Here is a 12,778-nt window from a genome sequence, read left to right as displayed (position 1 = left end):
TTCGCGGGTTGATGAAGCCGGGCAGCCCAGGGGTTGCCCACTGAGCTAACTTACTCAAGCTTTACTCGGTTCCCGTTTCCGGGGCCCGGGAAGGCACGATATGCCCATGGACAACACGCCCCACACGCCCGCCGCCGCCTCACCCCTCACCCGGGCCGTACTGGAGATCGACACCTACGCCTCCGGGCTCGGCTGGGACCGGCCCGCTCTGCTCTTCGCCCTCGTGGACACCGCGCGGCTGCGCGCCAGCGAGCCGGGCCTGGCCGACCGGCTCGAACTCGCGGAGAGCAGCGAACTCACCCCCATTGAGCAGGAGGAACTTCCCGCCGGAGTGCCGCTGGACGAATTCCTCGCCACCATCGCCTGGCCGGACGCGGTGGCCGGCTGCGCCCTCGTGGTGGAGCGGCTGATGCTGCCGCCGTCCGCCGAGCAGGCCGTCCCGGAGGAACTGGCCCGCGAGGGCGCGGAGGAGCGGCTGGCCGCCTGGGTGGCCGAGCACCCCGAGCGGCGCGAGGTCCGGATGACGGTCGCGGTGCTGCGCGACGGCAGCCGCGAATCGGCCCTGCGATTCCGGGACAAGGACACCGAGACCGAGGTCCTGACCGGCACCGATCTGGTCCCGGGGCTGGCCGCGGCGCTGTCGGCGACCTTCGAGGAGTGAGCCGGGGCGACCGGCGGGACACCGGTGGCGTAACAAAGCGATAACAACCCGGGCGGGTGGCGCGGACGGGCCGCGCCGACGGGGCGTCAGCCCCGCGCGCACTGCGGCAGCGCGGCCGTGTCACCCGTCCTGATGCTCTCCAGCGCGTCCAGCGCGCCCCGGAGGTCCGCCACCTCGATCAGCGTGAGCCCGCCCGGCTTGTCGGCCGCGGCGGCGGCGCAGTTGTCCTTCGGGGTGAGGAAGTACTCGGCGCCCGCGTCCCGGGCCGCGATGGTCTTCATGGTGACGCCGCCGATCGGGCCGACCGTGCCCGCGTCGTCGATCGTCCCGGTGCCGGCCACGAACGCGCCGCCGGTCAGGTCCTCGGGGCTCAGCTTGTCGATGAGGCCGAGCGAGAACATCAGCCCGGCGCTGGGGCCGCCGACATCGGCCAGCTCGATGTCCATGGTGAACGGGAAGGTGTGCGCCACCCCGGCCACGATCCCCACGATGGCGCGCCCGTCGTCGTCGGCCGTGCCGGTGGTGATGGTGACGTCCTCGGTCCGGGAGGGCAGGTCCTCCCCCGCGTCCCGGGCGGCCTCCGCCGCCTCCGCGGGCACGATGGTGAACACCACGTCCTCGCCCGCGGTGTGTTTGGTGACCTCCTCGGCCACCTGCGCCGGATCGCTGATCTTCGTGCCGTCGACGGCGACGATGGCGTCACCGGCGTGCAGCCGGCCCTCGGAGGGGCTGTCCTTGACCACCGAGTCCACGATGGTCTGGGTGGTGTACTCGATGCCCAGCTGGTTGAGCGCGGCCACCTTGGCGCTCTCCTGGGAGCGGCTGAACTGCTCGGCGTTCTCCTGCTCCACCTCGTCCGCGCTGACGTCCTCCGGGTAGAGCGTGCGGTGCGGCACCACGGCGCGGTCGCCGGCCAGCCAGCCGCCCATCGCCTCCAGCAGGTTCATCCGGTAGTTGATCCCGGTGACCCGGACGGTGGTCATGTTGAGGTGGCCGGTGGCCTCGTACGTCTCGTGGCCCTCGATGCTCAGCACCGGCTCGCCCGAGTACTCCCCCAGGGTGTTGACGGTCGGGCCGGGCGACATCTCCGAGTACGGCACCTTGACCAGCACTCCGGCGGTCAGCAGAGCTATCAGCAGCAGGGTGGACGTCAGCAGCGTCGCGGTGCGGCGTGGCATGTCTTGACAGTACGGGAACGGCCCCTCAGCCGTCGGCCGGGGCCCGTCCGGCGGACGGGAAGGGGGAGCGTTCCATGGCGGCCCGGAACCGGTCGTAGCCGCGTACCCCCGCGGCGTCCGCGATGCCGCCGGCGCCGGTCCGGTAGCGGACGGCCCAGGCGCTCCACAGGCCGGCCACCAGCGCACCGGCGACCGGGATCAGCAGCCATACCAGCACGGCCATGACCGACCTCCCACCTCGGCGAGTGCTGAATGCTTCGGCAGGACAACGCTCGTACGGCGGTAGGGGTTACGCAACTGGAGCAGCGCACGCCCCCGGGCGTGTGATCATCCGCACGCGCCGGCCCAGTCCTCGGTGCCGTCGTCGAACGTCTGCCGCTTCCAGATGGGCACCTCCCGCTTCAGGTCGTCGATGAGGCGGCGGCAGGCGGCGAACGCCTCGGCCCGGTGCGGACAGGACACCGCCACCACCACGGCCAGGTCGCCGACCGCCAGCGTGCCGGTGCGGTGCACGGCGGCCAGCGCCCGGACGGGGAAGTCCGCGGCCACCTTCCCGGCGACCGTGCGCAGCGCCTCCTCGGCGCCGGGATGGGCGGAGTACTCCAGCGCGGTGACGGCTGCGCCGGACGGGTGACCGTCGTGGTCGCGGACGGTGCCGACGAACAGCGCCGTCCCGCCGGCCGCGTCGTCCCCCACCGCGCGGAACACCTCGTCGACGGACAGCGGCTCCTCCCGGACGGCGAGCAGCCGCAACGGACCGGACGACCTCATGATGGCTTCGCCTGCCTTCCTGCCAGGGTGCGTGCCCACGGTGCGCGTGCGCCGGTGCGCACCCGCGTGCGCTCCGGCTCCCCACCCAACACCACCGGCCACCGGACACACCACCGCCCCACCGCGCCGCGTGGCGGGCGAAGGGCGACGGGGCCGGTCCTCAGCGGCGGCGGGCCTTGCGCGCCCTGCGCACCAGCGCCGCCGTACCGACCAGGGCGACCGTGGCACCGGCCGCGCCCAGGGTGGTCGCCGCGTCCTTGCGGCCCAGCCGCCGCCCGGCGACCGTGTGCCGGCCCGCGACCTCGGTGAGGAGTTCGGCCAGCACCTCCTCGTTCGTCCACTCCGGACGCCAGCCCGCCTCGTACAGCTTGCTGCCGCTGACCACCCACGGATGCATGGTGTACGCGAGGTCGCCGGCCGGTGAGGGCGTCAGGCCCAGCCGGTGCAGCCGCCCCGCCGCGCCCAGGGCGACGGCCGGGGGCAGCTCCATGCGGCGAATGCCGGACAGCTCCTCGACCTCCTCCTGCTCCAGCCAGCCGTCGCAGCCCACCGCCAGCTCGCCCTCGACCCGCTCCAGCGCCGCGTACTCCAGCGCCCCGACCAGGTCCTGCACATGGCAGAACTGCCAGCGCGGCCGGGAGCCGGCCACCACCAGCAGCCGGGGCGACTCGAAGTACCGGGTCAGCGCCGTGTCCGTGCCGCCCACCAGCACCGCGGGCCGCAGCACCGTGACGTTCAGCCCGGGGTGCGCGCGCGGCGCCCGGCGGGCCAGGTCCTCGATCTCCAGGAAGTCCCCGACGCAGGTGGCCTCGGCCGTGGCGCGCAGCTCCGCGTCCTCGGCGAGCGGCAGCGGGTTGTCGGCCAGCGCCCCGTAGACCATGGCGGAGGTGACCAGCACCACCCGCCGCACCCCGGCCGCCGCGGCGGCGGTCAGCACCGTCTGCGTCCCGCGCACGTTGTACGCGGAGCGGACGGCCGGGTCCGACTCCAGATCGAGGTCGAGCGCGAGGTGCACCACCACGTCCACCGGGCTGTCGTGGTCGCCGCTCTCCCGCGAGACGCCGCGGCTGCGCAGCAGGTCGGCGATGGCGGGGTCGCGGACGTCCAGGGTGTGCCATTCGGCGCCCCTGGCGTCCCCGAGACGCTCGTCGAGCGCCAGCACCCGCTGGACGCCGGGCGTGGCGAGCAGCCGCTCGGTGAGCAGCGCCCCCACCCCGCCGGCGGCGCCGGTGACCGCGACGGTCAGCGGCGCCCTGGGGGCGTTTCGCGCTGCGCGAACGGTTGGCTCCGGGGAACTCACAGGATCTCTCCAGCGGTTGTTTCAGTACGACGTGCGCAGGCCCCATCCTGCCTGAGAGGTGTCTAGGCTGGAGGCAGAGACCAGCGATTCAGGCACGTTGGTTCCGTCCGACGACACAGAGCCGAGGATTCCCGTGAGTAACTTCCCCTTCGGATTCGGCCTCCCGGATGACCCCGACGACGGCGACTCCGGCAAGAAGAAGGACGGCCAGGGCGGCGGAGAGCTGCCGGGCGGCGACCCGCTGTCCGCGATGTTCGGTTCGCTGGGGGCGGGCGGCCAGATGAGCCCGCAGGACCTGGGCGCCGCGTTCCAGCAGCTGGGGCAGTTGCTGAGTTACGAGGGCGGCCCGGTGAACTGGGAGCTGGCGCAGAACGTGGCGCGGCAGACGGTGGCGCAGGGCGCCGCCGACGGCTCCAAGGACGCCAGCGTGGGGCGGCACGAGCGGGAGCAGGTCGAGGAGGCCATGCGGCTGGCCGACCTGTGGCTGGACGGGGTGACGGCGCTGCCCTCGGGCGCGGGCACGGCGGTGGCCTGGAGCCGCGCCGAGTGGATCGAGGCGACCCTTCCGGTGTGGAAGGAGCTGGTGGACCCGGTCGCGGAGCGGGTCGGGGCGGCGATGAGCGATGTGCTGCCCGAGGAGATGCGGGCCATGGCCGGCCCGCTGCTGGGCATGATGCGCTCGATGGGCGGCGCGATGTTCGGCACCCAGATCGGCCAGGCGGTCGGGATGCTGGCCGGTGAGGTGGTGGGCTCCACCGACATCGGGCTGCCGCTGGCCCCGGCCGGCAAGGCGGCGCTGCTTCCGGTGAACGTGGCGGCCTTCGGCGAGGGCCTGGGCGTACCGCAGGACGAGGTGCGGCTGTATCTGGCGCTGCGCGAGGCCGCGCACCAGCGGCTGTTCGCGCATGTGCCGTGGCTGCGCTCGCATCTGTTCGGCGCGGTGGACGGGTACGCGCGCGGCATCCAGGTGGACACCGACAAGCTGGAGGGCCTGGTCGGGCAGCTGGACCCGAGCCGGCCCGAGGAGTTGCAGGAGAAGCTGCAGCAGGGCCTGTTCCAGCCGGAGGACACCCCGCAGCAGAAGGCGGCGCTGGCCCGGCTGGAGACGGCGCTCGCGCTGGTCGAGGGCTGGGTGGACGCCGTGGTGCACGCGGCGGCCGAGCCGCATCTGCCGGCGGCCTCGGCGCTGCGCGAGACGCTGCGGCGGCGCCGGGCGACCGGCGGCCCGGCGGAGCAGACGTTCGCGACGCTGATCGGTCTCGAACTGCGCCCGCGCCGGCTGCGGGACGCGGCCCGGCTGTGGGCGTCGCTGACGGACGCGCGCGGGGTGTCGGGCCGGGAGGCGCTGTGGGCGCACCCGGATCTGCTGCCCACTGCGGAGGATCTGGCCGACCCGGACGGGTTCGTCCACCGTGAGCAGCCGGACTTCTCCGAGCTGGACCGGATGCTGGGCGAGGCGACGGAGTCGCCGCGTCCGGAGGCCGGTGGCCGCGAGACGGGCGGCGCGGAGACGGACGGCGGCGCGGCGGGCGGCCCGGAGAAGCGGGACGGCGGCGAGGACGACGGCGGGACGGGCACCGGGAACGGCGGGGGCCGTCCCGCATGAGCGCCGATCCGCTGCACCGGGACGCGGCCCGGGTGCTGGCCGCGTGGCAGGCGCCGGACGGTGCGCAGGACAAACTGCGCGCCGCGTACACGGAGCATCTGGCCGCGCACCCGGACGGCATGTGGAAGTCCTGCGGAGCCGGTCATCTGACGGCGAGCGCGCTGATCGTGGACCCGGAGCGGGAGCGGGTGCTGCTCACCCTGCACCGCAAGCTGCGGATGTGGCTCCAGACCGGCGGCCACTGCGAGCCGGCCGACCGTTCGCTGGCCGGTGCCGCGCTGCGCGAGGCGACCGAGGAGTCGGGCGTACCGGGTCTGCGGCTGCTGCCGGAGCCGGTCAATCTCGACCGGCACGACACGCCGTGCGCGACGCACCTGGACGTCCAGTACGCGGCGCTGGCGCCCTCCGGTGCGCGGGAGACGGTGAGCGAGGAATCGCTCGAACTGCGCTGGTTCGGCTACGAGGAGGTCCGGGAGGTCGCGGACGCCTCGGTGGTGCGGTTGCTGGAGCGCACCCGGGCCGCGCTGCGCTGAGCCGCCCCGGCCGGGGGCGTGCGCCCGTCACGGTCCGGCGTCCTCGGGCGGGGCGGCCGTCCGCGCGCCCCGGTGGGCGCCGGCCCAGCCCCGGAGTTCGGCGGTGGCCACCGACTCGATCCGCTCCAGCAGGCGGCGGCGGGCGGCCTCGTCCCGCTCCGGCGCCGGCAGCAGCCGGTACCGCTGGGTCGCCAGCCGCAGCCGGACCCAGGCCTCGGCGGCCAGGATGTGGCGTTCCTGATCGTTGAAGAGCTGCCGGAAGCCGCCGATGAACAGCGTCAGCCCGGCGGTGGTGGCGGTGACGGCGGCCGGGGCCTGGACGCCCGCCGCGACGACCGTGACCGCCCCGGTGACCAGCGCGCTCAGCTCGGTCACCCGGTGGCGGATCCGGGCCCGGTCGCGGACCCGGGCGTACCAGTCCAGTTCCGCGCGGGCGTACTCCAGCACCGGATCGTCGTCGGGGGCGGCGGTGTGCGGCGGGAACGGCGGCGGTGGCGGGGCCCTTCTGCGTATCGGCACGGGACCATGCTGCCCGACGCCGGGCGGGTGGGCGGGTGCCCGGCCGGGCCGGTCCACTCCGGCGGGTCACTCCCCCAGCAGGCCGAAGGCCAGCACCACTTCGTCCGGCGCCTCCGGCAGGTACCGCACCTGCACCACCCGCCCCACCTGCACCTTGGGCACCGCGTCGGCGGGCAGGAAACGCCGTACGTGCGCCGGGAACGACGAGCCGTCGCCCGGGCTGGTCACCACCAGTTCCAGCGCCAGCTCCGGCATGCCGTCCCGCACCTGGCCCGTCACCTCCAGGGTGCGCACCACCGCCTGGGCCACCACGCCGCGTGCCGCGATGTCCAGCCGCCGGGGCGTGGTCATGCCACGCTTGACCATCGCCCGGTTGAGCGCCTCCTGGGCGGCGGCGGTGTCCCCGGAGAAGTCCACCTCGACCTCGACCACTTCCCCCCGCCGCTCCGGCAGATACCGCACCGGCAGCATGGCGCCCGGCCGGATCGCCGCCGCCTCCCCGGCCATCCCGAGGGCGACCTTCGCGTACGCCTGGAACGTCTCGTCGCGCGCGCCGAGCACGGACAACTCCACCCGCATCACCGGGCGGTTGTTGACCAGCACCCCGGTCGGCCGGACGGAGAGCACGGTCCCGGCCCCCAGCAGCCCCTCCTTCAGCATCCGGGCGCTGTTGGTGCCCACCCCGTGCGCGCCGAGCAGCCGCCGGGCGAGCATCCCGCTGCCCACGAACGACAGGGCGATGAAGCCGAGGATCGGCAGCATCAGCTGCGGACCGACCCACGAACTCGGGTACACCGCCGGGTCCCCCCGGTCGGTCAGCCCGTACCAGAGGTAGTAGCCGATGGCGCCCAGCGCGGCGGCCGACACGGCGGCCCGGAACACGGCGGGGATCTTCGATGGCATGGTGCGCTCCTCTCGTCGGTGGTGCCCGGCCACCGTAGGAACGTCTGCGCCGCTACCGATCCCAGGTTCGCCGCCCCGGGGCCGTTCTAAGCTGGCCGCATGGACGGTGCACGGGGGGCGAGACCACGCGCGGCGGTGATCCACGAGGCGTGGCAGCGGCTGGACGGCGTCGCGGCGCTGAGCGGCGCGCACGGCGGCCCGCTCAGCCGCACCGTCAAACTGATCCTGGATCCGCTGGTCATCCGCCCGCTCCAGCACCCGCTGTGCGCCCCCACCGTGCTGACCCCGGACGGGGCCGTCCTGCTCACCTCGCTGATCCTCGCCTCGGGCGACGTGCTGCGGGCCACGGCGCGGTGGTTCGAGGTCCTCAAGAAGGAACGGCGCCGGCTGCGGATCACCGACGGGCATCCGCAGGACCGGTACTTCCAGCGCTGCTTCGAACTCGCCACCGGCGGCACCGCACCGGAGCCGGCGACCGCCGAGCGGGTGCTGCGCGAGCTGCACGGCGCGACGGAGGGCCGCACCACCGGCGCGCTGAAGGACCACCTCGCCGACCCGGCCACCGCCGCCCGGCTGCGCGCGCGGCTCGACACCGCCTGGTCCGGCCGGGAGACGGCCGCCGGGGCCGGTCCGGCGCCCGGCGTCCCCGGCCTGATCACGGCGGTGCTCGACGGTGCGCGGGCCGAGCCCGATCCGCTGGCCGAGCTGGCCCGGCTCCGGGCCGGCACCGCCACCGGGCGCACCCTCGCCGACCCGGAACGGGTGCCCCCGGCCCGGCGGCTGGGCCTGACCGGCCGCCCGGTGCCCGGCAAGCCCCGGCTGACCGACGGCTCCGTCTCCTTCGGCCCGCCGCTGGACCGCACCGTCCACGAACGGGTCTTCACCACCCTGCGGTCCAGCACCGACCGGTCCGTCCTGCCGCCGCTGCCCCGGCTGGTGACGGAGGAGATCGACCGCAGCTGTGCCCCGTGGGGGCTGACGGACGAGACGCTGCGGGTGGCGGCGGCGATCGGCGAACAACTCGCGCTGGGACTGCGCCCGCTGACCGCGGGCCCCGAGGCGACGGCCGGGCCCGCGCCCACGGCGGCGCAGCGGGCGGTCGAGGCCCGCTGGCGCCGCGAGGCGTATGTGCTGCGCGCCCGCAGGCTGCTGCTGCGCCCGGACGCCGCGGGCGCGCCGCCGGACGATCCGCTGCACCGGATCGCCGACGAGCTGCGCCGGCCCTGGCAGGGGTATCTGCGGCGGCTATGGGCCCGGCTGCACGGCCGGGACGTGCGGCGGGCGCCGGTGACCGCGCCGGAGGAGCTGTGGGATCTGCTGGACGGGGTGGCCCGGTCCGTCATCCTGGACCACCGCGCCCGGGTGCGGCAGGCGCTGACGGTACGGACGGCGGTGGAGGCGTGAGCGGCCCCGCGCCCCGCGAGCCCGGGCCCGCCGACGCGGTCCTGGAGGTCGCCGGTGGCCACCTCACCTGGAACGTCCTGGACCCGGCGGCCGATCCGGTGCCGTTCCTCGACGATCCGGCGGCGGCCCAGGGCTGGCTGTGGGCGCTGTGGGGCGAGGCGGCGGCGCTGCGCGCCGCGGCCGGCGCGCCGCTCGGCCCGGCCGTCCCCGCGCTGCCGGGGCTGGCGGACGCCGCCCGGCGGCTGGCCTGGGCCCACTGGGCGGCCCACTGGTGGCCCGCCTCCGTCCTCGACGCCATCCCCGCGCTGGACGGCCGGGTGCTCGCCGGGGAGATCGCCGAACTGGCCGCGGAGTGCGACCTGCTGCTCGGCGGCGAGGAGCCCGAGCCGCTGGTGACCGGGGAGCCGCCCGCGCCGCCGGGGTACGCGCTGGCGGCCGGTGAGGCGGCGGACGCGGGCGGGCTCGTCCTGGCGAGCGGCACGGCCGGCACCGACTGGCGCCGCTGCCCGCCCGGTCTGCTCGACGCCTCCGAGGAGGCGGTGAGCTGGGAGATCACCCGGCTCCCGGCCCGCGCCACGGTGCTGGCCCTGGCGGTGGTGGCCGCACCGGGCCTCACCGACCGGACGCGGGTGCCGGAGCATCTGCGGCCCCGGGCCCGGGTGACCACCGCGGACGGCGGTCTCGCCGAGATACCGCTGCGGCTCACCGACGACAGCTGGACCGGCAGCGCGCCGCCCCCGGGAGCCGGACGGCCGGACATCACCGTCCACCTGCCCGCGTTCCCCGAGCCCCCGACCCCCGACGACGCGGAGCAGCGCCGGCTGCGGCAGCGGATCCGGGCGCTCGCGCACGCCCGGCTGGCGGGCTCCGGGCCGGTGATCGCGCCGCTGCGCGCCGAGACCGAGGCGGCGCGGGACCGATGAGCGAGCAAGTCTCCCGTACCGTCACCGCCCTGGTGGCGGCGGGCATCGAGCGGTTCGAGGCCGGGGCGCCCCGGGCGGCGCACGACCTGTTCGACCGGGCGGCGCGGGCCGCCGAGCCGTATCCCGCCCTCGCCGACCAGTACCTCCAGGCGCTGATCAACCGCGCGGCGGCGGCCGGGCACCTCGGCGATCACCCGGCGGCGATCGCCACCTTCGAGGAGGTGCTGGCGCGGTGCGCCGCCGAGCCGGAGCGGCTGGGCGGCCTGCGGCCGGCCGTGCTGATCAACCTCGCGCAGTCCCTGCTGGCGACCGGCGCGTTCGAGGCGGCCGAGAGCGCCCTCACCGACTGCCGCACCCTGCTGACCGGGGACGGGACCGGGGACGGCGACGGCGACGACACGGCGGGCGACAACGCCGAACCGCTGATGGCCGCGCTGGTGGCGCTGAGCACCGTCGCCGTCCAGCGGGAGGAGTGGGAACGCGCCGAACGTCTGACCCTCGTGGCGCTGGAGACGGTGACCCGGCTCCGCCCCGACCTGGTGGGACGCGCCCTGATGAACGTGGCCACCGTCGCCCTCGCCACCGGACGGCACGGGCCCGCCGAGGACCTCGCCGAACAGGCGCTGGCGGCCTGCGAGGCGGGCGGCGAGCAGGCCGGGGCCGCCGACGTACGGATCGTGCTCGCCCAGCTGATGGCCGCCACCGGCCGCCCGGAGCAGGCGGAGGCGCTGCTGCACACCGTGCTCGCCCACACCGGGACCGCCGGGCTCACCGAACGGACCTCCCACGCCCTGGAACTGCTCGGCACCCTGGCCGCCGCACGCGGCGAACCCGCGCGCGCCGAGGAGCTGTACGCCCGCGCGCACGCCCTCCTGGAGCCCTCCGGCGCCACCCCCGCCCTGACCGTCCTCACCGTGCGGCGCGCCGAGGCCGCCTGGCGGGCCGGCCGCACCGAGGAGGCGGACGGCCTGCTCAGCCACGCCGCCGACACCTTCGCCGCCCTCGGGCTCGGGCTGCGCCGCGCCCAGACCCATCTCGTCCACGCGGCGCTGCTGGAACACTCCGGCGCGCCCCGGGACCTGGCCCGCGCCCTGGACCTGGCGGTCCCGGCGGCCCTCACCGTCGACGCCGTCCGGTACGGGCTGACGGCGGGCCGGCGGCGGGAACGATGGCGCCGCGCGGTCGCCGAACCCGCCCTGGCCCTCGCCTTCCGGCTGGCGGCCCGCACCCGGGACGCGCGGCTGGTCGCCCAGCTGATCGAGGTGCAGTGCGCCACCACCCCCGTCCTGCGCGAGGACGGCCCGGTGCCCGCGGAGCCGGCGCGGCCCGCCCCGGCCGGTTTCCTGGACGAACCCCCGCCGGGCCCGGACGGCACCCTCGGCGCCGCCCTGGCCGGCGCCGAGGCCGCCGCCGTCCTGCCCGTGGCGCCACCACCCCGGCTGCTGCTCACCCCGGCGGGCGAGGTGGCGCTGGCCGACCGGATCGCGCTGGCCGAACAGCGCTACGGCGTGCCCGTGCGCGACGAGCGGCAGGTGCCCACATGGTGACCGCCCCGGCCGCGCCCACCGCCCTGGTGCGGTTCGCCGACGCCGGGGACCTGTACGTCACCTGGCGCTGGACGCACGCCCTGGACAGCCCGGGGGTCACCGTCATCCCGCGGGCCCAGGTCACCGACGCCATGGCCGCGCTCACCGCCGCCCGGCCCGGCGCGCCGGACGGCCATCTCGCCGCGTACACCACCGAACTCGACCTCGCCGCGCGGCTCGCCCGCACCCTCGTCCCGTACGGGCTCGCCCTCAACCTGCACCAGTACCTCCAGCGCGGTGTCCGGCCGCTGCTGCGGATCCAGCCCGCGCCGAGCATCGCCCGGGTGCCGTGGGAACTGCTCGCCCTCGACTCGGACCCGGAGATCCGGCTGCTGGAGGTCGCGGACGTCAGCGCGCTGGCGCCGGCGAGCGTGGTGCACGCCCCGGCCCGGGTCCGCAGACCCTGGTCGGCCGGCCGCGAACTGCCCCTGGTCGCCGTGCTCGACCCCCGGGTCCCCGGGTTCGGCGCCGGCTCGCGGCTCGGTTCCGTCCTGGGGCCGGTGGACCCCGGCGCGCCGCTGGTCCGGCGGCTGGCGGAGCACGCCCGGGCCGGACGGCTGCGGCTGCCGGTGCCGGGCGAGGCCACGTCGCTGTTCCGCCGGGCCGACACCGACCGGGACTGGCTCTCCGCCGCGCTGCGGGCCGGCGCGAGCCGGCTGCTGTACACCGGGCACGTGACCGCCGCCGACCCGGCCGCCGGCTCCAGCGAGGACGCCCGCCTCCACCTGTCCTGCCCGGCGACACTCCCGGGCCACGCCCCGGCGCTGCGCGGCCACCGCCCGCTGGCGGCGAAGGACCTGCTGCTGGACCCGGCACGCTGGCCGATGCCCGGCCGGGTGGCGCTGATCGCCTGCGAGAGCGGCGGTGACCCACGGTTCGCGGACGCGCTCGGGCTGACCTCGGCGACGCTCCACGCGGGCGCCGAACTGGTGACGGCCACCCGCTGGCCGCTGCCCACCGATCACGCGCTCGCCCTGGCGGGCGCCGACCCGGCCGCCCGCCCGCTCCAGGAGGCGATCCGCGCCATCGACACGGCGCACGAGAGCGAGGACCCGGTCCGTGCCCTGGCCGGCTGGCAGCGCGAGCGCCTGACCGCGTGGCGCCGGGAGCGCACGATCGAGCACGCGCCCCTGCTGTGGGGCGCGTTCACCACGACGACCGGCTAACCGCCCGCCTCCGCCGGCTCCTCACCCGGTTCCTCCCCGGGCCGGCCGGTGACGCGCCAGGAGCCGACCTCGGCGTACCCCGAGTCGTACAGCCCGGACCCGTCGCCGGGCCGCAGGGCGTAGTGGTGCAGATTGCCACCCCAGTACCGGAGAATCCGGCCGAGCTCGGCCGCGGTGTCCCCGGTCATCCGGCCGGCCTCCAGATCGACTTCGAGCACGTACTTCACG

At 76.1% G+C, this 12,778-nt stretch carries 14 protein-coding genes; 7 read left to right on the top strand and 7 right to left on the bottom strand.

What is annotated here, in order from left to right:
• Nucleotides 1-100 precede the first annotated feature (100 nt).
• The gene (locus BM385_RS16025) at nt 101-661 is read left to right on the top strand and encodes a PPA1309 family protein (RefSeq protein WP_019435651.1); all 561 of its coding nucleotides are present in this window, start codon (nt 101-103) and stop codon (nt 659-661) included.
• An 86-nt stretch (nt 662-747) separates the two neighbouring features.
• On the opposite strand, the gene BM385_RS16020 is transcribed toward BM385_RS16025, so the two are convergent.
• The 4 genes from BM385_RS16020 to BM385_RS16005 all read right to left on the bottom strand — a co-directional run bounded on the left by BM385_RS16020 (nt 748) and on the right by BM385_RS16005 (nt 3,910).
• A complete protein-coding gene (locus tag BM385_RS16020) occupies nt 748-1,839 on the bottom strand; it encodes a YlbL family protein (RefSeq protein ID WP_093843441.1) in 1,092 nt (363 codons plus the stop codon).
• Nucleotides 1,840-1,864: 25 nt separating this feature from the next.
• Nucleotides 1,865-2,062: a hypothetical protein gene (locus tag BM385_RS16015; protein ID WP_019435649.1), complete on the bottom strand. Its 198-nt coding sequence runs from the start codon at nt 2,060-2,062 to the stop codon at nt 1,865-1,867.
• 104 nt (nt 2,063-2,166) lie between these two features.
• Nucleotides 2,167-2,610: a molybdenum cofactor biosynthesis protein MoaE gene (locus BM385_RS16010; RefSeq protein WP_093843440.1), complete on the bottom strand. Its 444-nt coding sequence runs from the start codon at nt 2,608-2,610 to the stop codon at nt 2,167-2,169.
• A 160-nt stretch (nt 2,611-2,770) separates the two neighbouring features.
• The gene (locus BM385_RS16005) at nt 2,771-3,910 is read right to left on the bottom strand and encodes an SDR family oxidoreductase (protein WP_026047760.1); all 1,140 of its coding nucleotides are present in this window, start codon (nt 3,908-3,910) and stop codon (nt 2,771-2,773) included.
• Nucleotides 3,911-4,043: 133 nt separating this feature from the next.
• On the opposite strand from BM385_RS16005, the gene BM385_RS16000 reads away from it, so the two are divergent.
• On the top strand, nt 4,044-5,516 hold the full coding sequence (locus tag BM385_RS16000; RefSeq protein ID WP_019435646.1) for a zinc-dependent metalloprotease: 1,473 nt from the start codon (nt 4,044-4,046) through the stop codon (nt 5,514-5,516).
• Nucleotides 5,513-6,049, top strand: a complete 537-nt coding sequence (locus BM385_RS15995) for an NUDIX hydrolase (RefSeq protein ID WP_019435645.1) — start codon at nt 5,513-5,515, stop codon at nt 6,047-6,049. Before BM385_RS16000 ends, BM385_RS15995 begins: the two co-directional genes overlap by 4 nt.
• 27 nt (nt 6,050-6,076) lie before the next feature.
• Here BM385_RS15995 and BM385_RS15990 read toward each other — a convergent pair whose 3' ends face one another.
• Nucleotides 6,077-6,568, bottom strand: coding sequence for a DUF4231 domain-containing protein (locus tag BM385_RS15990; RefSeq protein ID WP_254791603.1), 492 nt, complete (start codon nt 6,566-6,568; stop codon nt 6,077-6,079).
• 66 nt (nt 6,569-6,634) lie between these two features.
• Nucleotides 6,635-7,471, bottom strand: coding sequence for a hypothetical protein (locus BM385_RS15985; protein ID WP_093843439.1), 837 nt, complete (start codon nt 7,469-7,471; stop codon nt 6,635-6,637).
• A 99-nt stretch (nt 7,472-7,570) separates the two neighbouring features.
• Here BM385_RS15985 and BM385_RS15980 point away from each other — a divergent pair, with 99 nt between their 5' ends.
• From BM385_RS15980 to BM385_RS15965, 4 genes are read left to right on the top strand one after another with little or no spacing between them, the layout of a single operon-like run.
• On the top strand, nt 7,571-8,875 hold the full coding sequence (locus BM385_RS15980) for a hypothetical protein (protein ID WP_093843438.1): 1,305 nt from the start codon (nt 7,571-7,573) through the stop codon (nt 8,873-8,875).
• Nucleotides 8,872-9,798, top strand: a complete 927-nt coding sequence (locus tag BM385_RS15975) for a hypothetical protein (RefSeq protein ID WP_093843437.1) — start codon at nt 8,872-8,874, stop codon at nt 9,796-9,798. The genes BM385_RS15980 and BM385_RS15975 overlap by 4 nt, the downstream gene beginning before the upstream one ends.
• Nucleotides 9,795-11,345, top strand: coding sequence for a tetratricopeptide repeat protein (locus tag BM385_RS15970; protein WP_093843436.1), 1,551 nt, complete (start codon nt 9,795-9,797; stop codon nt 11,343-11,345). The genes BM385_RS15975 and BM385_RS15970 overlap by 4 nt, the downstream gene beginning before the upstream one ends.
• Nucleotides 11,339-12,550, top strand: coding sequence for a CHAT domain-containing protein (locus BM385_RS15965; protein WP_093843435.1), 1,212 nt, complete (start codon nt 11,339-11,341; stop codon nt 12,548-12,550). Before BM385_RS15970 ends, BM385_RS15965 begins: the two co-directional genes overlap by 7 nt.
• Here the strand turns inward: BM385_RS15965 and BM385_RS15960 are convergent.
• On the bottom strand, nt 12,547-12,777 hold the full coding sequence (locus BM385_RS15960; RefSeq protein WP_093843434.1) for a hypothetical protein: 231 nt from the start codon (nt 12,775-12,777) through the stop codon (nt 12,547-12,549). The two genes, BM385_RS15965 and BM385_RS15960, sit on opposite strands and share 4 nt — an antisense overlap.
• Between the last annotated feature and the right edge of the window lies 1 nt (nt 12,778).

It is taken from the genome of Streptomyces harbinensis (genome assembly GCF_900116145.1).
GTDB classification, from domain to species: Bacteria; Actinomycetota; Actinomycetes; order Streptomycetales; family Streptomycetaceae; genus Streptomyces; species Streptomyces carpaticus.
Note: the sequence above shows the minus strand (reverse complement) of the source record. Positions and strands in the feature narration are given on the sequence as shown.